21 protein-coding genes are annotated in these 25,310 nt (G+C 69.1%); 11 read left to right on the forward strand and 10 right to left on the reverse strand.

The features are described 5' to 3' along the window. Positions 1-57: 57 nt before the first annotated feature. Positions 58-1,041 (forward strand): alpha/beta hydrolase, encoded by a 984-nt coding sequence (locus QRT03_RS08640; RefSeq protein WP_286052252.1) that lies wholly within the window; start codon positions 58-60, stop codon positions 1,039-1,041. Positions 1,042-1,088: 47 nt separating this feature from the next. Here QRT03_RS08640 and QRT03_RS08645 read toward each other — a convergent pair whose 3' ends face one another. Both QRT03_RS08645 and QRT03_RS08650 read right to left on the reverse strand, forming a co-directional pair. Then, positions 1,089-1,805 carry an alpha/beta fold hydrolase gene (locus QRT03_RS08645; RefSeq protein ID WP_286052254.1) on the reverse strand — a complete coding sequence of 239 codons (717 nt, stop codon included), beginning with the start codon at positions 1,803-1,805 and terminating at the stop codon, positions 1,089-1,091. Between the two features lie 2 nt (positions 1,806-1,807). Then, positions 1,808-2,779 carry an alpha/beta hydrolase gene (locus QRT03_RS08650; RefSeq protein ID WP_286052256.1) on the reverse strand — a complete coding sequence of 324 codons (972 nt, stop codon included), beginning with the start codon at positions 2,777-2,779 and terminating at the stop codon, positions 1,808-1,810. 121 nt (positions 2,780-2,900) lie between these two features. Between QRT03_RS08650 and QRT03_RS08655 the strand changes: the two genes are divergently transcribed. The 4 genes from QRT03_RS08655 to QRT03_RS32155 all read left to right on the forward strand — a co-directional run bounded on the left by QRT03_RS08655 (position 2,901) and on the right by QRT03_RS32155 (position 8,125). After that, positions 2,901-3,923, forward strand: coding sequence for a DUF5996 family protein (locus QRT03_RS08655; RefSeq protein WP_286052257.1), 1,023 nt, complete (start codon positions 2,901-2,903; stop codon positions 3,921-3,923). Next, positions 3,920-4,831, forward strand: a complete 912-nt coding sequence (locus QRT03_RS08660; protein ID WP_286052258.1) for an NAD-dependent epimerase/dehydratase family protein — start codon at positions 3,920-3,922, stop codon at positions 4,829-4,831. The genes QRT03_RS08655 and QRT03_RS08660 overlap by 4 nt, the downstream gene beginning before the upstream one ends. Before the next feature lie 911 nt (positions 4,832-5,742). Next, positions 5,743-6,432, forward strand: a complete 690-nt coding sequence (locus tag QRT03_RS08665; RefSeq protein WP_286052259.1) for a hypothetical protein — start codon at positions 5,743-5,745, stop codon at positions 6,430-6,432. Positions 6,433-7,018: 586 nt separating this feature from the next. Next, entirely contained in the window at positions 7,019-8,125 is a 1,107-nt protein-coding gene (locus tag QRT03_RS32155; RefSeq protein ID WP_425604807.1) for an MBL fold metallo-hydrolase, read from the forward strand. 295 nt (positions 8,126-8,420) lie between these two features. Here the strand turns inward: QRT03_RS32155 and QRT03_RS08670 are convergent, their stop codons facing one another. The 6 genes from QRT03_RS08670 to QRT03_RS08695 all read right to left on the reverse strand — a co-directional run bounded on the left by QRT03_RS08670 (position 8,421) and on the right by QRT03_RS08695 (position 17,584). After that, on the reverse strand, positions 8,421-8,582 hold the full coding sequence (locus QRT03_RS08670; protein WP_286052260.1) for a hypothetical protein: 162 nt from the start codon (positions 8,580-8,582) through the stop codon (positions 8,421-8,423). A gap of 96 nt (positions 8,583-8,678) precedes the next feature. Beyond that, positions 8,679-9,776, reverse strand: a complete 1,098-nt coding sequence (locus QRT03_RS08675) for an alpha/beta fold hydrolase (protein ID WP_286052261.1) — start codon at positions 9,774-9,776, stop codon at positions 8,679-8,681. A gap of 3,117 nt (positions 9,777-12,893) precedes the next feature. Continuing rightward, entirely contained in the window at positions 12,894-14,135 is a 1,242-nt protein-coding gene (locus QRT03_RS08680; protein ID WP_286052262.1) for an MFS transporter, read from the reverse strand. Next, positions 14,132-15,049, reverse strand: a complete 918-nt coding sequence (locus QRT03_RS08685) for an HpcH/HpaI aldolase/citrate lyase family protein (protein WP_286052263.1) — start codon at positions 15,047-15,049, stop codon at positions 14,132-14,134. Before QRT03_RS08685 ends, QRT03_RS08680 begins: the two co-directional genes overlap by 4 nt. Further along, a complete protein-coding gene (locus QRT03_RS08690; RefSeq protein ID WP_286052264.1) occupies positions 15,049-16,242 on the reverse strand; it encodes a CaiB/BaiF CoA transferase family protein in 1,194 nt (397 codons plus the stop codon). The genes QRT03_RS08685 and QRT03_RS08690 overlap by 1 nt, the downstream gene beginning before the upstream one ends. Beyond that, a complete protein-coding gene (locus QRT03_RS08695; protein ID WP_286052265.1) occupies positions 16,235-17,584 on the reverse strand; it encodes an LLM class flavin-dependent oxidoreductase in 1,350 nt (449 codons plus the stop codon). The genes QRT03_RS08690 and QRT03_RS08695 overlap by 8 nt, the downstream gene beginning before the upstream one ends. A 152-nt stretch (positions 17,585-17,736) precedes the next feature. Between QRT03_RS08695 and QRT03_RS08700 the strand changes: the two genes are divergently transcribed. Beyond that, positions 17,737-18,405, forward strand: coding sequence for a GntR family transcriptional regulator (locus QRT03_RS08700; protein ID WP_286052266.1), 669 nt, complete (start codon positions 17,737-17,739; stop codon positions 18,403-18,405). A gap of 67 nt (positions 18,406-18,472) precedes the next feature. On the opposite strand, the gene QRT03_RS08705 is transcribed toward QRT03_RS08700, so the two are convergent. Further along, a complete protein-coding gene (locus QRT03_RS08705; RefSeq protein WP_286052267.1) occupies positions 18,473-19,852 on the reverse strand; it encodes an MFS transporter in 1,380 nt (459 codons plus the stop codon). Beyond that, complete coding sequence (locus tag QRT03_RS08710; RefSeq protein WP_286052268.1) at positions 19,849-20,766, reverse strand: amidohydrolase family protein; 918 nt, start codon at positions 20,764-20,766, stop codon at positions 19,849-19,851. Before QRT03_RS08710 ends, QRT03_RS08705 begins: the two co-directional genes overlap by 4 nt. A 174-nt stretch (positions 20,767-20,940) precedes the next feature. Between QRT03_RS08710 and QRT03_RS08715 the strand changes: the two genes are divergently transcribed. The 5 genes from QRT03_RS08715 to QRT03_RS08735 all read left to right on the forward strand — a co-directional run bounded on the left by QRT03_RS08715 (position 20,941) and on the right by QRT03_RS08735 (position 25,274). Beyond that, positions 20,941-21,606: a GntR family transcriptional regulator gene (locus QRT03_RS08715; RefSeq protein WP_286052269.1), complete on the forward strand. Its 666-nt coding sequence runs from the start codon at positions 20,941-20,943 to the stop codon at positions 21,604-21,606. A 101-nt stretch (positions 21,607-21,707) separates the two neighbouring features. After that, positions 21,708-22,397 (forward strand): 4-carboxy-4-hydroxy-2-oxoadipate aldolase/oxaloacetate decarboxylase, encoded by a 690-nt coding sequence (locus QRT03_RS08720; protein WP_286052270.1) that lies wholly within the window; start codon positions 21,708-21,710, stop codon positions 22,395-22,397. Further along, positions 22,394-23,485, forward strand: a complete 1,092-nt coding sequence (locus tag QRT03_RS08725; RefSeq protein ID WP_286052271.1) for a 4-oxalomesaconate tautomerase — start codon at positions 22,394-22,396, stop codon at positions 23,483-23,485. The genes QRT03_RS08720 and QRT03_RS08725 overlap by 4 nt, the downstream gene beginning before the upstream one ends. After that, positions 23,482-24,258 carry an NAD(P)-dependent oxidoreductase gene (locus QRT03_RS08730; RefSeq protein WP_286052272.1) on the forward strand — a complete coding sequence of 259 codons (777 nt, stop codon included), beginning with the start codon at positions 23,482-23,484 and terminating at the stop codon, positions 24,256-24,258. The genes QRT03_RS08725 and QRT03_RS08730 overlap by 4 nt, the downstream gene beginning before the upstream one ends. Continuing rightward, a complete protein-coding gene (locus QRT03_RS08735) occupies positions 24,255-25,274 on the forward strand; it encodes an amidohydrolase family protein (RefSeq protein ID WP_286052273.1) in 1,020 nt (339 codons plus the stop codon). The genes QRT03_RS08730 and QRT03_RS08735 overlap by 4 nt, the downstream gene beginning before the upstream one ends. The last annotated feature ends 36 nt before the right edge of the window (positions 25,275-25,310 follow it).

Below are 25,310 nucleotides of genomic sequence, written 5' to 3' on the forward strand. Positions count from 1 at the left end.
CGTGACCCGTGTGCGTCGGGAGCCGTCGGCGCTCGTCGGGAAGCTCGGAGGAGTGGTGTGACCTCGTCGGGAGGGTCTGCGGCAGGCGGGGAGTCCGCGCCGCTGCTCGACCCTGCCTGCGCGCGGCTGGTGCACGCCCTCCAGGGCCCACCGCGGCTGCACGAGCTGGGCGCGCAGGACGGGCGCGAGGCGCTCCGGGAGCTCCAGGACGACCTGGTCTCCGGGCCGGGGGTGACGGTCGACTTCCACACCGCCCCGGTCGGACCGCACGGCCTGGTGGGGTTCCTCGTGGTGCGCCCCGACGACCTCGACGGGCCGGCCCCGGCCGTGGTCCACCTGCACGGCGGCCGCTGGGTCACCGGCGACGCGGACACCCACGGCCGCCTGATCCGTGCCCTGGCCGTCGGGGCGCGGAGCGCGATCGTGGTCCCCGAGTTCACCCGGGTCCCCGAGGCCCGGTACCCGGTGGCGGTGGAGGAGGTGTACGCGACCCTGCTGTGGGTCGTCGAGCACGCCGCGGACCTGGACCTCGACGCGGACCGGGTGGCGGTCTCCGGGGACTGCACCGGGGCGACCCTGGCCGCGGTCGTCGCGATGCTCGCCGGACGCCGGGCCGGCCCGCGGATCGCGGCCCAGCTGCTGCTCTACCCGTGGCTCGAGCCCCGGTGCGACACGGCGTCGCACCACCAGTTCGCCGACATCTCGGTGCTGCCCACCCGCGCCGCGCGCTGGTACTGGGACCAGTACGCCGACCGGCCCCAGGACCGGGAGGACCCGGCCTTCGCCCCGGCCCGGGCCGGGCGCTCCGACCTGGTCGGGCTCCCGCCGACGCTCGTGATCACCGCCGAGGCCGACGTGGTGCGCGACGAGGGTGAGGCCTACGCCCGGGCGCTCGGCGCCGCGGGGGTGCTGGTGACGTGCACGCGCTATCTCGGCGTGGTGCACGACTTCGTGACGCTGCGCCCGCTCGAGGGGATTCCGGCCGCCCGGCTCGCCGTGCGTCAGGCGGTCGCGTTCCTCGCGGACGCCCTGGGAACGTGACGGTGCCCCGCGGCCGGACCGGCCGCGGGGCACCGTGACGGGTCGGGTCAGCGCTCGGTCGCCCGGGCCGCCTCGCGGATGACGTCCGCGCTCTCCTTGGGGTGCGAGAGCATGACCAGGTGGGACGAGTCGATCTCGACCACCGTCGCGCCGGCGCGCTGGTAGCCGAAGCGCTCGACGTCGGGGTTGATGGTCCGGTCGGAGGACGAGACCACACCCCAGGAGGGCTTCGACGTCCACGCCGCGGCCTCGGCGGGCTCCCCGAACGCCGCGGCGGCCAGTGGGCGCTGGCTGACCGCGAGGATCCGCGTGATCTCGGGGTCGACGTCCTGGGCGAACACGTCGTGCACCTTCGCCGGGTCCACGGCGACATCGGTGCCCTGCGTGCCGTCGGGCTGCGGGTAGGTCGTCTGGACCAGCGCCGTCGCGAGGTCCGAGTCGGGGAAGCCGCCCTGCAGCTCGCCGAGGCTCTCGCCCTGCTGGAGGGCGTATCCGGCGAGGTAGACCAGGGCGCGGACGTTCTCCTCGACCCCGGCGACGGTGATCACCGCGCCCCCGTAGGAGTGCCCGACGAGGACCACGTCGCCCTCGATCTGGCGGACGACCGAGGCGATGTAGGCGGCGTCGCCGTTCAGCGAGCGGTTCGGGACGGCGGGTGCGACCACCGGGAAGCCGCTGTCGAGCAGCTCGGGGATCAGCGCCCGGAAGCTCGACGCGTCGGCGAAGGCGCCGTGGACGAGGACGACGGTGGGGTTGGCGGCCATGGTCAGTTCTCCTCGGTGGTCAGTGCGTCGAACAGGAACTCCCCGCCCATGCGGACCGCGCCGCGGGCGGCGTGGGTGTCGCGCATCGCGTCGACCATCACGAAGTCGTGGATGATCCCGCCGAAGCGCACGGCGGTGGTCGGGACGCCGGCGGCGCGCAGCTTCGCGGCGTACGCCTCGCCCTCGTCCCGCAGCACGTCCGCCTCGGCGACGATCACCAGCGCCTGCGGTAGTCCCGCGAGGTCGTCGAGCGTGGCCCGCAGGGGTGAGGCGGTGATCTCGGCGCGCTGCGCCGGGTCGGTCGTGTACTGGTCCCAGAACCAGTGCATGCCCTCGCGGGAGAGGAAGTAGCCGGTGGCGAACTGCTCGTAGGAGGCGGTGTCGAAGCCGGCGTCGGTGACGGGGTAGTAGAGCAGCTGGGCGGCGATCCGCGGGCCGCCGCGCTGCTTGGCCAGCAGCGTGATCGCCGCGGTCATGTTGCCGCCGACCGAGTCGCCGGCCACCGCGATGCGGCTGCCGTCGATGCCCTGCTCGGAGCCGCTCGCGGCGATCCACTGCAGCGCGACGTAGACCTGCTCGATCGCGGTCGGGTACCGGGCCTCGGGGGAGAGGTCGTAGTTCGTGAAGACCACGGCGGCGTTCGCCCGGACGGCGAGCTCGCGAACCAGGCGGTCGTGGGTGTGGGCGTTGCCGAAGACCCAGCCCGCCCCGTGGGTGTAGAGCAGGGCGGGCAGGGTGCCGGTGACGCCTGCGGGCCGGACGATGCGGATCGAGACCTCGCCGGTGGGGCCGCCGGGGATCGTCAGGTCGGTGATGTCGGCGTCCGGGCGCTCGACGCCCTGGCCGTTCTGGACGTCGTCGACGGCCTTGCGGCCCTCGACCGGACCGAGGTCGTAGAGGAAGGGCGGCTTCGCGGTGGCGTCCGCGAAGTCCTGGGCAGCCTGTTCGAGGACGGGCGTGGGCTGGTCGGCCATGGGGAGGTCTCCGGGAGGGGGTTGCTGACGGGGCGCGTCCAGCCTGCGGCGGTCCCCGGGGTGACCGGTATCGGTCGGTTGACCGTTGCATCGGGTCGTCGGGCCCGACGACGCTGTGCCCATGACCGAGCTGTTCCCCGAGCTCCGCTACGCCGACTGGCGTCCGACCCGCGACACCCTGCACCGCTTCCTGCAGGTCGTCGGGAAGATCCGCCTCGCCGCCAGCCCGCGGCGCAACCACTGGTGGAACGTGCCGCTGCACCTGTCCGGGCGAGGGTTGACGACGCGGCCGATGAGCCTGGACGGGGTGCGGTCGTTCTGCATCGACCTCGACCTGCTCGACCACCGGCTGGACCTGACGACGGCCGACGGCGGGCGCTGGTCGTTCCCGCTCACCGGCCGGTCGGTGGCGGCCTTCCACGCCGACCTGACGGCGGGTCTGGTCGCGCTGGACCTGCCCGTCGTCATCGCCGACCCCCGGCCGTTCGACCTGCCCGACCGCACGCGCCCGTTCGCGCAGGACACCGAGCACGCCTCGTACGACCCGGACGCCGTGACCCGCTACTGGCGCATCCTCGGGCAGGTCAACCTGCTGCTCGAGGAGTTCGCCGGGCGCTACAGCGGCAAGACCAGCCCGGTGCACCACTTCTGGCACACCTTCGACATCGCGCTCACCCGGTTCTCCGACCGCGTGATCCCGCACGGCGAGGACACCGACCCCGTCACGCGGGAGGCGTACTCGCGGGAGGTGGTCAGCTCCGGCTTCTGGTTCGGTGACCCGGCGATGCCGGAGCCGGCGTTCTACTCCTACACCGCGCCGGAGCCCGCCGGGCTGGCCGACGAGCCGCTGCACCCGTCGGCGGCGCGCTGGGTGGAGCAGCGCGGGTCGCACCTGGCGGTGCTGACCTACGAGGCGGCCCGGGCGACGGTGGATCCGCGGGCGACGGTCCTCCGCTTCTACGAGAGCGCCTACCGGGCGGGCGCGTCCCGGGCGGGCTGGTCGACCGACGACCTGACCTGCCACGGCGGGGTCACCGACCCGGTCCTCGCCGCCACGCGGGCGCACGCCGAGCACGACCGGGTCGCCCGGGCCGAGCACGACCTGGGTGTCGCCTCGGACTGGATCGCCCGCGACCGGGCATGACGGTCCTGGTCACCGGGGCGGCGGGCCTCGTCGGGCACGCGGTGCGGCAGCGGCTCGAGGGCGCGGGGACGACGGTCGTGCCGCTCGACGTCGTGGCCCGCAGCGAGGACGGCGTCGAGCAGCTCGCCTGCGACCTGCTCGACGAGCGGCGCCTCGACGAGGTGTTCGCGACGACCCGCCCGGACGTGGTCGTGCACGCCGGCGGGGTGTCCGGGCCGATGGTGCGCACCGACGACCCGGTCGGGATCGTGCGCGTCAACGTGGACGGCACCGCGAACCTCCTGGACGCGGCGCGCCGCCACGGCGCCGGACGGGTCGTGTACTGCTCCTCCATCGCCGCCTACGGGGCCACCGCGATCGCCGGGCGCGTCGGCGAGGAGACCCCGCTGCACCCCACCCAGGTGTACGGGGCGACCAAGGCGGCGGGCGAGCAGCTGCTCGAGGCCTATCGGCACCAGTTCGGGCTCTCGACGGCGGCCCTGCGCCTGGTCGCGGTATTCGGCCCACGACGGCGCACGGACTGCCTGATCCGTCGATTGCTGGTCGACGCCCGGGCCGGCCGCACCACCCGGATCGAGATGCCCGCGGACGCCCCGCAGGAGTACGTCTACGTCGACGACGCGGCCGACGCCGTCGTCGCCGCCGTCGGTCGGCCCGACGCGGTCGGCGCCTACAACGTCACCGGCGACGGCGCGCGGACCGTCGAGGAGATCGTGGCCGCGGTGCGCGCCGTCGAGCCCGGCGTCCGCGCCGAACCCGACCCGCCGGATCCCGCGACGGCCGAGTGGCGCGGTCCGCTCGACCCGACGGCCGCCACCCGCGACCTCGGCTGGACCGCCCGCTGGGTCTTCGACGACGCCGTCCGGGCCTACCGGGACAGGCTCGCGGCCCGTCGCGATGGCGGTTGAGCGAGCACCGTCAACGCCGCCCGCACCTTCGACCCCACCAACGGGCTCAGCTGACTCATTAACCCGGCGAACAAGGTCCACGTCTGCTGCGATGGCTGACCATCTGCATCCGTGCTGCACAGCGCCGGGATCTGTCCGTGCGATCTTGTCCTACGAGCGGCTGTGTAAGAGCATTATAAGAGATAAGCGGTACCCAACGCGGTCGCTGCAGGCACGCCGGCATCGGGCTCTCGCGGTGCGCGGCTGACCCGCCAGTGATCTTCTGGCGACCAGCTCGACCTCGACTGTGCTGATGTGGCCCAGCGACGCGACGCGAACCTGCTCGGTGGCCGCCCGACGACGAGGACAGGGAAAGTCGCAGCTCGCGCCAGACGCAGTCGGCGGAGCCTGCAGCAGCGCGACCGTCCTCAGTAAATCGATCAAACGTGTGCGACGAATGTGCTGCTGTCAGCGAACGGTATGCTTCTCTGCCGTCGGGGCACCCGGTGGACAACTTTTCTGGCTTGTCTCTCACGAGTCACAAAGGTTCCAACAGGCACCAGGCCTCCAGTGTAAGGTCCTTTACTCGACCACCGTTTAGAGCAGTCGTCCCGCGCCGAGCAAGTCTTGACCGTGGGTCAAGGTCCCTGCGAGCTGTCCGGCGCCTCGCCCACTTGATCCGCCCCTCAGGGCTCATCCCTCGTCCAGTGGCTAGCAGGGCATTGGCTGGACCGTCCACTCCGTCCGCGAGACGTGTCCCAACCGTAGGAGTCAGCGCCGATCGGGAGCAGGGACGAGGGGCTTCGTCCTCGACAAGCACCACAGAGTTACTACTACTATGACCTGTGTCACAATCGCGGCCCCCTGTGCGGCGGACAGCCCACGGTACGTCGGGTTAGGTTCGTAGTTCGTCTTGTCTGGAGGTCCGCAGGATGCCCGTTAGCTCGCCAGCGATCGAGGCGGCTTCGATCGTCCTTGCAGGGTCTCTAAACCCAGGCATATTTCACCCGCAATGGTTTGCACGCCATGATCTAATTCGTTCTGCGGAAGCAGAGGAAGCACAGGAAGTACTCGTCACGGCAGAGTACTCTCGCTTCGAGACTGAGTGGTTTTCGATTGAAGTCTTGCCTGATCGGATGAGCTTGCTCACTCAATTGTCGCCCTACTACCCACTATTGCGGGACCTTGCGCTATCAATAATTCAGATCCTTCCACACACTCCTATTCAGGCTGTTGGTCTCAATCGATCTGCTCATTACGAACTGGACAATGAAGAGTTGTGGCATTCAGTTGGGCACCGACTCGCACCTAAAGATGTTTGGAACGATATACTGAAAAGTCCCGGTACCAGACGTTTGACAGTGCAAGGTGAAAGGCCCGACACGCACAAAGGCATGATACTGGTGACAGTCGAGCCGTCCCTTCGACTTGGACACGGTCTGTTCGTAGACATCAACGACCACTTTGCAGAGCGGGCAAAGGACGACGAAGTTGATGAAGGCAGGTACGAGGTAAACTGGGCCGAGCACGTCCTGAACGACCATTGGGAACCTCACGATGACCTTGTCTCTGCTGTCCAGAGGCGCCTTCTCGATTATGCGCAAGAAGGGACCGGTGACTAATGATTCAGCAGACTGGGACAAGTCAGCGCTCGATTGAGAACGATGCAGTCGACGAGCCAGAGTCCGGGAGTCGCCGAGTAACTAGAGATGGTTCGCTAGTAGTTACTCCAAATCGCGCGTACCCTCGTGATCATTTCGATGTACAAGATGATCCGTATAGTGCAACAGCAGCAATTGGACGTGAGGAGAGCAAGCAAGGACGGCTTGTCACCCAGACCGGAATCTCCAGACGTCGTATCCAAAAGCCCCATGTTTATAAGCGCATAGCGGAACGCTCGGGTCGCTTCATAGTATTGCAGATGTGGGAAGGCTCGGTGGAAGAGGTCTCCCGCGAAACCTTTACTGGCCGAGTAATTGTCTCGGGTTCCAGAGAAGAAGAGTACGTGGAGATGCCCTTGGATGAGGTCTCCGTACCCGACCTGAAACTCGTTCGGCCTGGCGCAGCCTTCTACTGGGCGATCGGATACTCTATTACGCTGGGCGGGCAACGCACCCGTGCGTCTCTCTTGCGGTTTCGTCGAACGCCCACAATGACGGCACGCGATGACGCGTCCAGGTTGGAGTGGATCACGCAGGTTAAGTCTGCATGGCTCGGCTAGCGCGGAAGCCTCCAGCGAACGATGAGTTCGAGATAACGCTTCTTGGTCCTGGCTACGGCGAAAGCATCGTGATTCATCTGGGCGCTGACGAATGGCTAGTAAACGACTCCTGTCTTGACAGAGAGAGTGGTGTGCCGGCGCCGCTCTCCTACCTCGAATCAATTAATGTTGACCCGAAGATGGTGCGGCTGGTAATCGCCTCTCACTGGCACGACGATCACATTAGGGGCCTTGCACGTGTTGTTAAAGAGTGTGTGCAAGCTAAATTTGTATGCTCAGCTGCTTTGCGCAGTAACGAGTTTCTCGCTCTTGCATCTACAGACGGTCACAACAAAATGCGGCCGACCTCGGGCATTTCGGAATTGAGGAGCATTGTCGACGTTACCTCATCGCGGCAGCCTCCTCTCCGCACGCCCGTGTTCGCCGTTGCGGACACTGTTCTTCACCGTACTGTCTTGGGCGATGGTAGAGCGGTTGCAGTCGCAGCTTTGTCTCCCTCGCCCGAGCAGGTCGCGAATGGGCTTCAGCAGATAGCAAGACTCATACCTGAGGTGACTGCACGAAGAGGCCGTGTACCTGACCTCCTGCCGAACGCAACGTCTGTTGCTGTATGGGTTGACGTTGGGGACGATGCCGCCCTGCTGGGGGCGGACCTTGAGACGAGCGGTAGCGCTGCTTCGGGGTGGCTTCCAGTCGGGGATAGCAACGTAATTTCTGGTATGCGCGCTAGCGCGTACAAGGTCGCTCATCACGGCTCGGTCACGGGCCACAGCGACGTCATCTACGACCGCCTGCTTACTCCTAGCCCACTTTGCGTGCTCACCCCATTTCGCAGGGGACGAGTCACGCTTCCTGCTGATCAAGATATCGCTCGATTGTGCGAACGAAGCACTTCAGTATATTCGACCGTGAAACATGTGCCGAAGAGGCAAGCGCTAGATTCGGCGGTTGAACGTACTCTGCGGGAGATGCGGGCACGACTGCAGGCAATCGATCCCACTATGGGCGCAGTACGCTTGCGTAAAAAGTTTGGTGCGGCTGACTGGTCCGTCGAGTTGAGTTCGAACGCTGGCTCCATGTGCGGGGAACTGTAAGAGCTCGGAGAGACCCCTCGCTGGTCTTCACGGCGATTCTCGCCCAGCGACACTTCCGGACTCAGAGTGCGAGGGCTCCGCAGCAGAGTAGAGATTTGATCAGGTTGCAGAAGCCGAGGGCGTTGCCTCGGAGGGGCTTCGAGGCGGGCCGTTGGTCACTTTGGTGGGTCGGTTGGAGGCGCGGCGGTCGAGTGGGCCAGGACGTCGGCTGGGCGCCAGTGCAGAGTGCGGCCGAGGGTCGCCAGTTCCTCGAGCCCGTCGGGTAGCCCGGAACGCAGCAGGTCGATCACGCCGGTCAGCAGCGTCTTCCGCGGGAGCGGTCGGTGTTCTCGTATGCGGCGATGATCTGCTGGTAGGCCCACCAGGTCACCTCGACGGCGATGTGCTCCTCGTAGCCGAATACCGTCTCCAGCCGGGTGTGTTGGCGGCCAGTAAGCAGCTGCAGGCGGGAGCGCACGATGCGACGGACGCGGTAGAGCGGTCGCCGGTGCGGCCGCGGTGGCCCCTTGTGTCTTGCTGCCGAATACTGCAGGTTGTGTTGCTATCTAACAGTTCAACGATGCGAAGCGTCAGCGCCCTCGTGTACGTCGTCGCTAACGGATGCAAGTCCGTGAATGTAGTCGAACATCTCCTGCTCGACCCAGTACTCGCCGTGCGCCCGAACGGACGCGTCAACGGTCTCTCCACTGTAAGTCTTGATCAAGCGTGGAATTCCATCTAGAACTTCTACGTCCTCGATAGATTTGTGAAGTCGGCGTAGGGAGGTCCCGATGTAGTCAGTTTTCCGCCACAGGTTCAGCCAAGAATTCGAACCATTCTTAGCGTCGTGGAAGAATGCCTTGTCGAAGTAAGACGGAAAGAAGGTTGCATATAGGCTTTGGAGGGGCGATCCACATGTGACCAGATGAAGCTTTGGCGAAGCGGTCGAAGTGCGGGCGGCTGCGAGCCATGCAGCAACAACTGAACCTTGGCTGTGTCCGACCAGCGCTACCTCCTCCGCACGTGTTTCCTGGAGGATCTTTTCGATGCCGTCCACCACCCGATCTCGATAATGCACGCCAGCGAACGGTGTCCAAATAGGCGGCCAAAATCCAGCGACGTCTGCCAAGGTGCTGAAGATGGATTTGGACGTGTGTAGCCGTCCCCGCGTGATCAACAGGATCAAGGCGAGACCAGCCGAGATATTTACTATGAAGAGGACGATACTGGCGAGGAAAGGTTGGCGATAGATTGCGCTGTATAGCCAGACGATGACTGCCGCCGCGACTGGGGTTGCAAGGATCACGGAGAGTGCGGCGACGAGCGGTAGGCGAAGAACTGTAGCGTGAATCGCTTCCGCCGCTCGATATTTCAGGGTCCTTCTAATCGCTGATGTGTCGTCGGGGGTTACTGCTTCGGATCGGTGTAAGAGCGCGCTCAAGATGGCGAGCCAGAAGAGAAAGATCGCAAGGGCGACAATCGCGACCACAGGAACGAGGTCGATCAGGAAGTACTCCGACTCGGGAGAATCGTACGTCATCAAGGCTCGGTCGTTTGCACCAAGGCCGAGGTCTGCATTTATAAAGGGGAAAGTCCTTGATCCGTCGAAGAGGTTTGCGGCCCAATTGATAGCCGAATGGAGTGCGGATGCGAACGCATTCAGCATGATCACCGAACCGAGAGCGAGTAAAGCTGATCCTACGAACCCCGCTGCACCCGCTTCTTCTCGAGAGTCTTGACTGACTACCTTACTCACTAAGGCAAGTAGGAGAAGACATACGGCGACTGCCAGTGCAACAGCAACGGATGCGGCAACTGCAGCACCGGCGCCGTCCAGCGTTCTTTGTGAAAACTCACAACGCCCATCCCGCCCTAGATTGGCGAAACAACTGTCTAGTAGTCCTTGGTACGGTTGCTGACTCGGAGGATAAGTCAGCAACAGCGCAAGTATGGCTAGGAGCACGATGGCGTGAAGGCTAGACGCTGCTCGTAACGTCTTCCAGCGTATCGACCGGAACGTAACGACACCTAACAGTCCAGCGGTGACTACAGCCATGAGGACGGGCGACGCAACGGTGCTTCCCCGTAATCCAGATGCGTACCGTAAGACAGTCTCGCCTATGACAACAAGCCATACTTGGCTCAGCATGGTGAGACATAACGCAAGGATGAGGATCAAGAGCTGATGTGTCGCTCTCAGAACGCGGCTGATACGGGGCTGCCCAACAGTTAGCGGCTTCATGTGGCCCGCGACATTCACCATTGTGAACGGAAAGGCGAGATACCACAAAGGCCCCGCCAAGGTCCTCGAGAAGCGGGACCAGTTCAGAAGTAGAGTGTGGTGGCTTGGAAGCTCCGGCGCCTCGTAGGCTTCGACGTCTCGGTACGCAGGCACCCTCAACAGAGTTCCCGACCCAATAGCGCTCAGGGGTCCATGCTTACCGATACCGTGAATCCGCATCTCGACGAATCTCGTTTGGCGTCGAGGTGGCGATGTCACGAATTCCCCTTTCAATGCTGGAATGAGTCTCTCGGCGTGAGGACGGAGTGAGCTGTAGTGGCTGGCGCTCAGACTTATAACAGCTTGCGGTAGCGAAATTTATGAGACGTGCTGTCCCCTGGATGTCATAGGTCCAAGCTCTGATTCCGCTGGTTCGGTGGATCTACATATGGCTACATGGCACAAATCATTGTCTTCCTTTGACCCTTGGTGACACACTGAGCCTGTCTCATCACTCGAATGGCCTGACCTATTCACCCTCTCGCACGATCACGGGTAGGGGCTCCTAGTCGCTTAGTGTCATCGAATGTGTGCGTACCGTGCCTGCAAGACCTTGTAAGGGACGTTTGTGGCGCCTCCTTCAGAATCGCGGTAGCTGCCGGCGAGCCCAGACCTGAGGAGGCAGCAGGCCGACTCCGTGCGCCGGTGGCGCCGGCAGCAAGCTCGGCTCGTCGTCCAGCACGACAAGGGACACGTCGGGGAGCAGGGATTCGTCCAGCGGGTCGACCAAGGGAGGAACCGTCAGACCCGGAGTTGGTGGTTCACCTCTTGGCTGCGGGGAGCCGACCTCCACCTACCAGTGCCGCCTTACCGGTGACGTCCCGCGCTCAGGAATATGCGCGGCGCGATCAAGATCCCAACCCGATAGCGCCCCGCAACAACCGCGGTGGCTGCCGCTGCTGCCTGCTGACCCCGCCGTGCTCCGGTCACGGCACTGGCGGGAGGCCGATACGTCGCCGCCGAGGCGAGCGTCTCGCGCCAGCGCAAGAGGATTGCCACTGACGTCAGATGGCTGGCCGAAGTCAAGAACCGACTACGCGAGCGCTACTCCCCGATCTCCACTCCCACGAGCGCTCGTCCCGGCTCGTCGTCGGCGTCATGACGATCCTCACGCACTCCCACTGACACCTCCCGGCCGGCGGCTGACCGCCCACCACGGTTCCCCGGCGACTCGTCCACGAGTGCCGACCTCCACCCGAAAGACATCCGCCGTGCCCACGGACCTCGACCCTGAACCCCGGACCCGCTCGCCGCGCCGGGACTACACGATCTGTATCCCGCTCGCAGGGACGGTCCGCATCCCCGCAACGACGTCCTCTACACCGCCGGAATCTTGGGGCTGTCCGTGGTGGGGCTCCTCGAGTGGCCCGTTGGTGTCGTCATGGCGCCAGGCACCTGCTCGCCAAGCACTCGCGCGACGACGAGAAGGTGCCCGGACCCGTCGTCGCGGAGCCGCGCGGGGCCTGACTGGAACCGGCCGTCCTCGTTCCCGGCGCGGGTGGCACGGTGTCGGTCTCGCGGCGTATCGGGCGGCACCGCACACTCCTGCTCGCGCTGCCGGGACGGAGGTGGACGTCGCCACCGCCGTCGACCGGGGCCCCGTCGACGGTCTCGAACGTCACCGCGCCGGCGCGTGAGGTTGGGGTCGTGAGTGAGCGAGCCCCCTCGGGGAGGTCAGGGCTCGTCGAGGACGAAGCGCGAGCCTGCACGTCCCATGACCGCACCGTCCCGGCGTCGTGCTTCCGCGAGGAGGTCCAGGCGGGGTGGCCCACGACGGCGAGCCCTGGTGTCGGTGCTTCCGGACGCCGGGTGGGGAGCATCACGTCTCCCTTCGACGTCGCGCCGGTCCGGCCGGCGCGAGGGCCCGTCGGGTGCCGGGCGGCGATCAGGCGGTCGCCGGCGAGGGTGTGAATCGGATGGGCAGGGAGTTGATCCCTCGTACCTGACTGTGGTGCAGCACGGCGGGGCGGTCCGGATCGGGTTCGTAGTTGCCGAGCCGCCGGTGGATCTCCGCGATCGTGACCCCTAGCTCGATTCGTGCCAGGTGGGAATCGACGCAGCGATGCGGGCCCGGAGCCGAACGTCAGGTGCCGGTTCGGTGACCGGTCGATGCGGAGGGCATCCGGCTCGTGGAACTCATGCGGATCCCGACCCGCCGAGGCCTGCATCGCGAGGACCATGTCGCCTTTGCAGCTGGACCCTCCGAGCTCGACGTCGCGCGTGTAGATGCGTCCCGACGCGACCGGGGACTCGATGCGCAGCAACTCCTCGGCCGCGGAGGCGAGCAACGTCGGGTCCCCGGCGAGCCGCCGGCGCTCGTCCGGGTGCCCGGTGAAGTGGATGAGACCCATCCCCAGGACTCCGCGCACGCTGTGCAGGCCACCAGCATCAGCAGCCAGAACATCCGCAGCAGTTCGTCGTCGCGCAACGGGAGCTCGCAGGCGACGGCGGACCTGGGCGGGGACGCACCACGAGGGGCGTGATCGTCCTCGCCGCCGAGCTCGCATCTCACGTGGTCCCGGTGCGCAACGGCGGCGCCACCCCTGCCGCGGCCGGGCGCGTCCGCAGCAGGGCGAACGCCGCCGCACCGAGCAGAGCCAGGGCTCCGGCGACGACGAGCGGGGCGACGAAGGTGCCCGTGGTGGTGGCGAGGACGCCGGTGACGATCGGACCGAGGATGCCGCCGACGTTGCCCCAGAAGTTGACGAAGCCGGAGGCAGAGCCGGTCATCCCGAGGTCGTGCACGACGTCCTGGGTCGCGGCCCAGACGGCGCCGTTGGCGACGATGATCCCGGACGTCGAGATCGCGAGGAACACGATCGCGCCGACCGCGGAGTCGACCAGGGCCGCCCCGACGATGGCGAGCGCGACGACCATGCCACCGACCAGGACCACCTTGCGGGCCGCCAGCGGGGCCCGGCCGCGGCGCAGCGCGGCGTCGGAGAGCCGCCCGCCGAGCAGACCGGCGACGAAGGCGACCGCCCACGGGATCGACGTCGAGACCCCGGATCCGAGCAGGGTGAAGCCGCGGTCGGCGACGAGGTAGCCGGGCACCCAGGAGACGAACGTGTAGAGGATGTAGAGCAGGCAGAAGTAGCCCGCGATGAGGAACCACAGGTTCCGCGAGTGCAGCAGGGCGCGCCACGGCAGGGCGGTCGGCCGCTCCTCCGGCGGCGGGGAGTGGTCCTCGGACGGGTGCGGGTCGCGGTAGGCGACGGCCCAGACGACCGCGATCAGGAGCGAGACGACGCCGGTCGCGACGAAGCAGCTCTGCCACCCGTGGTTCGCGACCAGCCACGCGAGACCCGGGGGCCCGACCGCGGACCCGAGGGCCACGCCGGAGATGAACATGCTCGACCCGAGGCCGCGCTCACGTTGGGGCAGCCACATGTTGAGCGTGCGGATCGACGCGGGCGCGAACGGCGCCTCACTGACCCCGAGCAGGAGCCGGGGCGCCACCAACCCGCCGACCGAGCGCACACCCGCCGTCAGGAAGCTCGCGACCGCCCACATCCCGAGGATCACCGGGAAGACCACGCGGGTGCGGACGCGGTCGACGACGAGGCCGGCCGGGATCGCGAACGCGGTGTAGGTCCACGTGAACGACGAGAGGATCACGCCGAGCACGGCCTTCGACGCGTCGAACTCCCGGGCCAGCACCGGCTCGGCGACCGACAGGTTGACGCGGTCGACGTAGGCGACCGCGGTGATGACCAGGACGCCCGTCGCCACGAGCCACCGGCGGTTCATCGTCGCCCGATCTCGTCGGCCCGCGCGAGGAGCTCCTCGGCGAGCTTGACGTGCGCGGCGTCGACCAGCTTGCCGTCCATCCCGGTGGCGCCGAGCCCGTTCCGCTCGGCGTCCCGGTAGGCCTCGAGGGTGCGGCGCGCGTGCTCCACCTCGTCGGGAGTGGGGGAGAAGACCTCGTTCGCGATGTCGACCTGTGACGGGTGGATCGCCCACTTGCCGGAGAAGCCCAGCGCCGAGGCGCGGGTGGCCTCGCGGCGGTAGCCCTCGGGGTCGCGGTAGTCGGGGTAGGGCGCGTCGATCGCGAGGACGCCGGCGATCCGGGCGGCCACCGCGACCGTCGAGCGGGCGTGGTGCCAGAAGTCGCCGGGGTACTCGACGGTGGGCACGAAGTTCGTGTCCACCCGTGCGCCGAGCGAGACGCTGAAGTCCCCGGCGCCGAAGATCAGTGCGTCCAGGCGGTCGGACACCGTCGCGATCTCCTCGGCGTGCGCGAGGCCGGCGACGTCCTCGATGAGGACCTCCAGCCGGATGCGTCGCTCGAGCCCGAGCTTGGTCTCGAGCTGGGTGAGCAGGGTGTCGACGAACCAGACGTCGCGGGCCGACGTTGCCTTCGGCACGACGATCGTGTCGAGGTTCGGTCCGGCCTGCTCGACGAGGTCGATGACGTCGTCGTGGCACCAGTGGGTGTCCACGCCGTTGATGCGGACCGCGCGGACCGTGGTGCCCCAGTCGATCTCGTTGAGCGCGGTGATCGCTTTCGCGCGGGCGACCTCGCGCTGTGCGGGGGCGACGGCGTCCTCGAGGTCGAGGAAGACCATGTCGGCGCCGGAGCCCGCGGCCTTGGCGAACATCCGGTCGTTGCTGGCCGGGGTGGCGAGCTCGGAGCGGCGGACGGGAACGGGTCGGACCGGCATCAGATCACTCCTCGCGACGACAGGTCGTCGATCTCGAGGTCGGACAGGCCGGCCTCGGTGAGCACCTCACGGGTGTGGGCGCCGAGCTCGGGACCGAGGTGGTCGATGCGGGCGTCGACGCCGGAGACCCGCGGGACCGGCCCCTGCACGAGCAGGCTGCCGAGCTGGTCGTCGGGAATCCGCCGGAACACCTCGCGGGCGATCATCTGGTCGTCGGCGACGAGGTCGGTCACGTCGTAGACGGGGGCGGCGGCGATCTCGGCGGCCTCGAAGACCGCCATGGCCTCGTCGAGGGTCTGGCGCACCACCCAGTCCGCGACGACCGCGTCGACCTCCCCGGCGCGGGCGAGGCGGCGCTGCGCGTCGGAGAAGTCGGGGTCCTCGGCCAGGTCGGGACGCCCGATCGCGCGGAACACCCGCAGCGCCACCGTGGGGGCGCTGCCGGACATCGCGATCCACCGGTCGTCCGCGGTGCGGTAGGTGTTGCGGGGTGCCGAGATGTCCCACTTGTTGCCCGCCCGGTGCGGGACCACCCCGGTCTGGTCCCAGGTGACCAGGGACTGCTCGAGGATGCGGGCCAGCGGGTCGAGCAGGTTGACGTCGATGAGCCGACCACCCGCGCCGTGCAGATCGCGGTCGTAGAGGGCGGTCATCACCGCGAACGCCGCGTGCAGCGAGGCGACACTGTCGGCGAGCATGAACGCGGGCAGGGTCGGCGGCCCGTCGGCCTCGCCGGTCATGTGCGCGAACCCGCTCATCGCCTCGCCGAGGGTGCCGAAGCCGGGCCGCTCGCTCTTCGGCCCGGACAGGCCGAACCCGGTCACGTGCAGCATCACGATCTGCGGGTTCACCGCGTGCAGGCGCTCGTGGTCCAGGCCCCACCGTCGCAGGGTCTGCGGTCGGGTGTTCGCGATGACGACGTCGGACCGGGCGGCCAGCCGCCGGGTCAGTTCCTGCCCGTCGGGGGTGCGCAGGTCGACCGTGACCGAGCGCTTGTTGCGGCCGATGCTCTTCCACATCAGCCCGACGCCGTCCTTCTGGGCGCCCCAGCCGCGGATCGCGTCACCGACGCCGGGCGGCTCGATCTTGACGACGTCGGCGCCGAACTCGCCGAGGTAGGTCGCCGCCAGGGGCGCGGCCGCGAGGGAGGCCATGTCGAGGACGCGGATGCCCGCGAGCGGGAGGTCAGGCATCGACGCGCTCCGGCCGGGGCAGGCCGAGGGTCTCGCGCAGCGTCGTGCCGGGGTACTCGCGGCGGAACACGCCGCGCCGTCGCAGGTGTGGCACCGCCATGCGCACGACGTCCTCGAACGACCCGGGGAAGTGGGTCGCGGCCAGCACGAAGCCGTCGCAGGCCTCGTCGTCGAACCAGGTGTGCATCTGCTCGGCGACCTGCTCACCGGTGCCGACGAAGCGCGGGCCCTGCAGCAGCGTCGCGCGGTGCGCGGCCAGGGTGCGCAGAGTCAGGTCGTTCCCGCTCGTGTGCTTGCGGACGCCCTCGACCAGGCCCCGGATCCCGGTGATCGAGCCGACCATCTCGTCGGTGACGACGTCGTCGAGCGAGTGGGTCGAGAAGTCGTGGTTGGTCACCTCGGAGAGCAGCGCGAGCGACGCCATCGGGTGCACGAGCTGCTCGAGGAGGATCTCCTCCTTCTCCTTCGCGATCGCCTCGTTCTCCCCGATCACGGTGTAGGCCATGGGGAGAACGCGGACCGTGTCGGGGTCACGGCCGAAGGCAGCGATCCGCTCCTTCTGGTCGCGGTAGTGCTCGAGGGCGACCTCCTTGCTCGGGTCGCCGGTGAAGATCAGTTCGGCGTTCCGGGCGGCGAAGTCGCGGCCCCGTCCCGAGGAGCCGGCCTGCAGCATCACGGGGCGGCCCTGGGGTGAGCGGGGCACGGTCAGCGGCCCCCGGACGTCGAAGTACTGCCCGTGGTGGTGCAGCTCGTGGACCTTCGTCGGGTCGGCGAAGACGCCGGACTCCTGGTCGCCGACGATCGCGTCGTCCTCCCAGGAGTCCCAGAGCTTCGCCACGACCTCGACGAACTCCTCGGCCCGGTCGTAGCGCTCGTCGTGGCCCAGGTGGATCTCCTGGCCGAAGTTGCGGGCCTCGGCGTCGTTCACGCTGGTCACGACGTTCCACGCGCTGCGCCCGCGGGTGAGCTGGTCGAGCGTGGCGAAGGTCCGCGCGACGTGGAACGGCGGGTAGTACGTCGTGGAGTACGTCGCACCCAGACCGAGCCGCTCCGTCGCCGCCGCGCACACCCCGAGCACCGCGGTGAGGTCGAGCTTGACCGGGCGGGCGCCGTAGCGGACCGCGTCGTCGGTCGAGTCCCCGTAGATCGCCGGCATCGCCAGGCGGTCGTCGAAGAACATCAGGTCGAACGTGCCCTCCTCGAGGACCCGGGCGATCCGCTGGTAGTAGCGCAGGTCCCCGAAGTCCTGCGTCGCCGACGGGTAGCGCCAGGACCCGGAGTACACGGACACGTTGGACGCCTGCAGGAACGCGACGAGCGACATCTGGTCGGGCCGGGCCACGGCGCCTCCCTCGGCTGATCTGATATATCAGGTACTGACCGTACGACACGTCGTCGAGAAGGGTCAACCGGCAGACAGGCCGGGATCGGGGTGGGGGAGTTAGGACATGGTCGCTGATTCTCGATCCTGATATATCACTTAGGCTCGGGCACGTGGACGACGCGGACGAAGGCCCGTGGGCGCTGGCCGGGGCCCCGGTCGGGCGGTTCGGCGACACCGTGCGCGATCGGGTGGCCCGCGAGCTGCGCGACCGCATCCTGACCGGACGCCACCAGCGCGACGAGCGGCTCGACCTCGATGCCGTGGCCGCCGAGCTGGGCGTGAGCCGCACACCGGTCCGCGAGGCGTGCCTGGCGCTGCAGACCGAGGGGTTGCTGCGCATGGCCCCGCGCAGCGGGGTGACGGTGATCGGGCTGGAGCCGGGCGAGGTCGTCGACAACTTCCGTCTCATGGCCCGACTCTCCGGCTTCGCCGCGGAACTCGCGGCGGAGCGGATGACGTCCGAGGAGCTCGCGGACGTCGAGACGTCGCAGGAGGCGATGCGCTCAGGCGACCGGCTCGCCGAGCACAACTGGCGCTTCCACCGCGACATCAACCGGGCGTCCCGCTCGCGCCGCCTGATCAGTCTGATCGCGCAGACCGGCCGGACGATCCCGCGGACCTTCCTCGAGGTCTTCCCGCAGCACGTGCCCTGCGCCCTCGACGAGCACGACGAGCTCGTCGCCGCCCTGCGCCGGGGCGACGGCGTCGCGGCACGGGAGGTCACGGAGCGGCACTACGCCGTGCCGGCGGAGCTGCTCAGCGGTCACCACGGGTCATGACCCTCGACCTTCGCCGTCGTCACCTCGTCGTGCTCGATGGCGTTCCCTTCCGGGTGCCCGTGACTGCTCAGGCGGCGGGCGTCGGGTCGGGGTCGGGGAGCCGAGCCGGGGCGCGTCGAGTCCGGGGGCCGAAGACGGCCAGGACGATGGCTCCGAGGAACCAGGTGCCGGCGATGAAGACGAAGACGCTCTGGTAGCCGGACCCGTTGTAGAGGGCGGCGATGATCAGCGGTCCGGCGGCGTTGGAGAGGCGGCCGACGCCGTAGGAGATGCCGGTGCCCAGCGAGCGGGTGCGGGTGTCGAAGAGCTCGGGGGAGTAGGCGTAGGCGAGGGCGGTGTAGCCGCGCTCGACGAGATTGACCAGGAACCCGAACACGACGATGAGCACCGGGTCGAAGGTCAGGCCGTAGAGCAGCCCGCAGACGCCGATCACCGCGCCGAAGGCGGCGAGGGCCCACTTGCGCTCGACCCGGTCGGTGACGGCGGCGGCGAGCAGGCAGCCGAGAGGGGCGCCGATGGTGGTCAGGGCGACGTAGAAGATGGAGTTCTCGACGCTGAAGCCCTGCTTGGCGAGCAGGGTCGGGGCCCAGCTGGAGTAGCCGAAGAAGCCGATGGTCTGGGTGACCCACAGGACGCAGAGCAGCAGCAGCGGCAGCAGGTAGCGCCGCCGCAGCAGCAGCCGCCACGTCGGGACCCCGTCGGTGGCGGCGGGAGGCCCGGCCACCGCCGGGGCGGGCTCGGGCAGTGGGCCCTTCTCGGCGGCGATCCGGTCCTCGATGTCACGGAGGACGGCGTCGGCGCGGTCGTGCTCGCCGCGGCTCTCCAGCCAGCGCGGGGACTCCTTGAGGTGGGCCAGGAAGAACACGAAGAACAGGCCGAGGGCGCCCCAGAGGTAGACCAGCCGCCACGACCAGTCCGACCACGGCACGACGAGGCTGGCGATCAGGTTGGTGGCCGGCGTGCCGCAGATGCCGATCGCGATCGCGTACGCCTGGTACTTGCCGCGCTTGGCCGCGGGGAACAGCTCGCTGACGTAGATGACGGCGACCACGGTCATCGCCGAGAGCCCGGCAGAGGTGAGGAAGCGGAACACCCCGAGCGAGACGACGTCCCAGGAGAAGACCGAGACGAGCGAGAACAGGCCGAAGAACACCGTCGTGATCGTCAGCGCGCGCTTGCGCCCGAGCCGGTCGGCCAGCGCGCCGGCGACGATCGAGCCGAGGAACATCCCGACGAACGACGTCGAGGTCACGTAGGCGACCTGGTTGACCGTGACCCCCCACAGTCGGATCAGTCGGGGTGCGGTGACGGCGAAGGTGTTGATGTCGGCGAACTCGAAGAAGTACGCGAACGAGACGGCGACCAGGGTGATCTTGTGGAAGCGCCCGATGGGCAGCCGGTCGAGGCGCTGCTGGGCGGTCGGGGGCGTGATCGGCGGGGTGGTCACGAGGAGGCCTCCTCCGGCCAGTACAGCCGCATCGGGTTGTCGACGAGCAGCCGGTGCTGCGCGTCCGCGGTCGGGGCGACGTGGGGGACGTGGTCGACCAGCAACCCGTCGTCGGGCATGTGGTCGGTGAGGTTGGGGTGGGGCCAGTCGGTGCCCCACAGGACGCGGTCGCCGAACTCGGAGACGACGCGCCGCGCGAACGGCACGACGTCGGTGTAGGCGTGGCGCTCCCCGTCGAGCGCGCGCGGCCCGGTGACGCTCAGGCGCTCCGGGCAGCTGACCTTGACCCACACGTCGTGGCGGTCGACGAAGCGCAGGAAGCGGGAGAACTCCGTGCCCTCGACGTCGCGGGTGACGTCGGGCCGCCCCATGTGGTCGACGACCAGCGGGACCGGCAGCCCGCCGAGGACACCCTCGATCTCGTCGAGGGTGTCGGCCTCGAAGTAGACGACGGCGTGCCATCCCAGTCCGGCGATGCGCCGGGCGATCTCGCGGGTGTCGTCGAGGGGAGCGGCGTCGACGAGCCGCTTGAGGAAGTTGAACCGCACGCCGCGGACGCCGGCGTCGTGGAGGGCGGCGAGCTCGGCGTCGGTGACGTCGCGGCGCACCGTTGCGATCCCGCGGGCCCGGTGACCGGCGGCGCGCACCGCGTCGACCATGGCGCGGTTGTCCGCCCCGTGGCAGGTGGCCTGCACGACGACCTGCCGGCTGACGCCCAGGTGGTCGCGCAGCGCGAACAGCTCGTCCCGGCCGGCGTCGGTCGGCGTGTACTTGCGCTCGGGGGCGTACGGGAAGACGTCGCCCGGGCCGAAGACGTGGCTGTGCGCGTCGACGGTGCCCGGTGGCAGCGCGAAGGCCGGTCGGGACGGTGCCCGGTGGTGGTCGAGCCACCCCGGTGTCGGCGTGAACAGCACGGCGGACCCCTTCGACGATGACGGGTGCGGGCCGGGTCGGTGCGCTCACACTTCTCCGCCGTCGCACAGATTGTCAACAATTTCGTCACCGCTTTCGTGGGCGAGAACGTGGCCGAGGCCCTCGGTCGCTCGCTAGGCTGCTCCGTGTCAGCAGCCACGGGAGGTGGGAGCGCGATGAGCGTGGTGACCGACGCCGACGGCGGGTCCCCGGAGGTCGCCGACCACATCCGCGAGGCGATCCACCAGGGTGAGTTCGTCCCGAACCAGCGGCTGGTCGAGGCGGACCTGTCGGTGCAGTTCGGGGCCTCTCGCGCGGCGGTGCGGACGGCGCTGGTGCAGTTGGCCGTCGAGGGTCTGGTCGAGCGGGTCGCGAACCGCGGCGCACGCGTCCGGGCGATCTCGCTCGAGGAGGCCGTCGAGATCTCCGAGGTCCGCATGGTGGTCGAGGGCCTCTGCGCGGCCAAGGCGGCCCGTCGGGCCACCGACGAGGACCTGGCCGGCCTTCGCCGGATCGGCGACGAGATGCGGGCGGCCGTCGCGGGTGGGGACGTGTTCGGCTACTCCGAGCTCAATCGCCGGCTGCACGCGACGCTCCGGGCCGTCGGTGGGCAGAAGGTCGCCGACGGCGTGCTGGAGCGGCTGCGCGGCCAGAACGTGCGGCACCAGTTCCGGCTCGCACTCCTCCCGGGGCGGGCCTCGGTCTCCCTGCCGCAACACCTCGAGATCATCGACGCCGTCTGTGCACGGGACCCGGAACGCGCCGAGACGGCGATGCGCACCCACCTCGCGAGCGTCATCGAGACGTTGCCGCAGGTCGGCTCCGGCCCGTCCGGCTCCTGATCCGGGGTCGGTCATCGACGAGCGTCGTCTGTACCACGATTGTTGACAATTTCGTTCTCAAGTTCGACGCTCGGGCCCGATCGCATCGACGAGGAGGCGCCATGAGGACCGTGGTCGTGACGGACCCGCCGCGGGCCGACGCAGGTCGGGCCGCGACGCTCGGGGAGTACGGGGTCGCGACGGTGCACGAGGCGCTCGGGCGGACCGGGTACCTGGGTCCGGAGTTCCGGCCGGCGTGGCCGGGCGCCCGGATCGGCGGGACCGCGGTGACGGCCCTGTGCTGGCCCGGCGACAACCTGATGATCCACGTCGCGGTGGAGCAGTGCGGGCCCGGCGACGTCCTCGTCGTCGCCACCACCTCGCCGTCGACCGACGGCCTGTTCGGCGAGCTGTTCGCCACCGGACTCGCCCGTCGCGGGGTCAAGGGGGTCGTGCTCGCGAGCGGGGTCCGCGACGTCGCGGAGCTCCGGGCGATGGGGTTCCCGGCCTGGTCGCGGGCGGTGTCGGCGCAGGGGTCGGTCAAGGCGACGGCGGGCGCGGTGAACGTCCCGGTGACGCTCGGCGGCCAGGTCGTGAACCCCGGCGACGTGGTCCTCGCCGACGACGACGGCGTCATGGTCGTCCCGCGGGAGGACGTCGACCGGGCCGTGGACGCCGCGCAGGCCCGCGTCGACAAGGAGGCCGCCACCCGCGCGGCCTTCGAGGCCGGCGAGCTGGGCCTCGACCGCTACGGCCTGCGCGACCGGCTGGCCGGACTCGGTCTGGAGTACGTGGCGTGGGAGGACCGGTGACCAGCGACGAGGCGGTCGAGGCGGGCGTCCGCACGACGATCATGCGGGGCGGGACGTCGCGCGGGCTCTACCTCGAGGCCGCCGACCTCCCGCCCGACCCCGCCGCCCGCGACGACCTGCTGCTGCGGCTGATGGGCACCCCGGACCCCCGCCAGATCGACGGGCTCGGCGGCGCGACCTCGCTGACCAGCAAAGTCGCCGTGGTCTCGCCCTCGACACACCCGGACGCCGACGTCGACTACCTGTTCCTGCAGCTCGGAGTGGGTGAGGCGACCGTCTCCGACGCCCAGAACTGCGGCAACATCCTCGCCGGCGTCGGTCCGTTCGCGCTCGAACGCGGCCTCGTCCCGCCGCGGGACGGCACCACCGACGTCCGGATCCGGATGGTCAACTCCGACAGCGTCGCGGTCGCGACCGTGCCCACGCCCGGTGGGCGGGTGACCTATTGCGGCGACACCGCGATCGCCGGGGTGCCGGGCACCGCCGCCGGCATCACGATCGCCTTCGCCGACACCGAGGGCTCCGCGACCGGCGCGCTGCTGCCGACCGGCCGGGAGCGCGACGTCGTCGACGGCGTCGAGGTGACCTGCGTGGACAACGGCATGCCCGTCGTGCTCGCGCTCGCGTCGGCGTTCGGGCTCTCCGGCCACGAGCCGCACGAGGAGCTCGCCGCCGAGACGACGCTCGCGGAACGGGTCGACGCGTTCCGCACGAAGGCGGGCGCGCTGATGGGCCTCGGCGACGTGACGTCGTCGTCGGTGCCCAAGACGGTGCTGCTCGCGCCGCCGCGTGACGGCGGCCAGGTGTGCACCAGGTCGTTCATCCCCGTCGTCCCGCACACCGCGATCGGCGTGCTCGCCGCCGTCAGCGTCGTCACCGGGATGCGCCTGCCGGGTGCGGTCGGCCACGACCTCACGGCCAGCTGGCCCGACTCTGGTCGCGTCGACGTCGAGCACCCCACCGGCCACTTCCTCGTCGACGTCGAGGTCGACACGACCGTCTCGCCGCCGCGGGCCGTGCGCTCGGGTGTGGTGCGCACCGCGCGCAAGCTCGCCGACGGTCTCGCGTTCCCACGGGCCGCGTCGTGAGCGGGCTGCGGATCGCCGTGCTCGGGCTCGGGGAGGCGGGCGGCGAGATCGCCCGGGACCTCGTCGCGGCCGGGGCGGACGTCCGCGGGTTCGACCCCCGGGTCCCGGCCGGTCCGGGGATCGAGGGCCGCACGGACGAGGCCGATGCGGTGCGCGACGCCGAGGTCGTCCTGTCCGTCAACAGCTCCCACGACGCGATCCCGGCGCTGACGAACGCGCTCCCGGCACTGGGCGCGGGCACGATCTGGGCGGACCTGAACACCGCGTCGCCGGGGACCAAGGCGGCGCTGGCCGTCGCGACCGACGCGCCGGTGGTCGACGTGGCGCTGATGTCGCCGGTCCCCGGTAAGGGCCTGCGCACCCCGATGCTGGTGTCCGGGGAGGGGGCCGAGCGCTACGCGGACCTGCTGCGCCCGCTCGGGGCCGACGTCGTCGTGCAGCCGGGATCGGCCGGCACCGCCATCTCGCGGAAGCTGCTGCGCAGCGTCTTCTACAAGGGCCTCGCGGCCGCCGTCGTCGAGGCGCTCGCGGGCGCGGAGGCGGCCGGGTGCGCCGACTGGCTCGCCGCGAACGTCTCCGCCGAGCTCGCCGGGTTCGACGAGCACGCCCTCACCCGGCTCGTCGAGGGCACCCACCGCCACGCCCGTCGTCGGGCCGACGAGATGGCCGCGGCCGCCGAGCAGCTGCGCGAGCTCGGGGTCGAACCCCGCGCGGCCACCGCCGCCCACGACCTGCTCGCCGCGCTGCGCGACGCCCCCGGAGGCACCGCATGATCATCGACTGCCACGGCCACTACACGACCGCCCCGGCTGCGCACACCGCGTGGCGCGAGGAGCAGACCGCGGCGTTCGACGCGGGCGGGCCCGCCCCGCTGTACCCCGGGATCGGCGACGACGAGATCCGGGAGAGCGTCGAGGGCAGCCAGCTCGCACTCATGGCCGAGCGCGGCATCGACCTGACGATCTTCTCCCCGCGCGCCTCGGCGATGGGTCACCACCGCGGCGACGAGACCGTCAGCCTGGCGTGGACCCGGGCCTGCAACGACCTCGTCGCCCGGGTCACCGACCTCTTCCCGGAGCACTTCGCCGGGGTCTGCCAACTCCCGCAGTCGCCCAACGTCCCGATCGAGAGGTCGGTGGCCGAGCTCCGACGCTGCGTCGAGGAGCTGGGCTTCGTGGGGTGCAACCTGAACCCCGACCCCTCGGGCGGGCACTGGACCGCGCCCCCGCTCACCGACCGCGCCTGGTACCCGTTCTACGAGGCGATGATCGAGCTCGACGTGCCGGCGATGGTGCACGTCTCCGCGGTCACCAACGCGAACTTCCACGCTACCGGCTCGCACTACCTCAACGCCGACACCACCGCGTTCATGCAGTTCCTCCAGGCGGACCTCTTCCGCGACCTGCCCGACCTGCGCCTGGTCATCCCGCACGGGGGCGGAGCGGTGCCGTATCACTGGGGCCGCTTCCGCGGATTGGCCGACATGCTCGGCCGGCCGCCGGTGGAGGAGGCCGTGATGGGCAACGTCTTCTTCGACACCTGCGTCTACCACCAGCCGGGCATCGACCTGCTCTTCGAGGTGATCGACGTCGACAACATCCTGTTCGGCTCGGAGATGGTCGGCGCCGTGCGCGGCATCGACCCGCGCACGGGCCACCACTTCGACGACACCCGCCGCTACGTCGACGCCCTGAAGCTTCCCGACGACGAGACAGAGCGCGTCTTCGAGCGCAACGCCCGGCGCGTCTACCCACGCCTCGACGTTCTCCTCCGGCGGCAGGGGCGGTAGCCCGTCGACAACAGTGGACAACCGCCGTATCTGCCC

Source organism: Actinomycetospora termitidis (genome assembly GCF_030286555.1).
Lineage (GTDB): Bacteria > Actinomycetota > Actinomycetes > Mycobacteriales > Pseudonocardiaceae > Actinomycetospora > Actinomycetospora termitidis.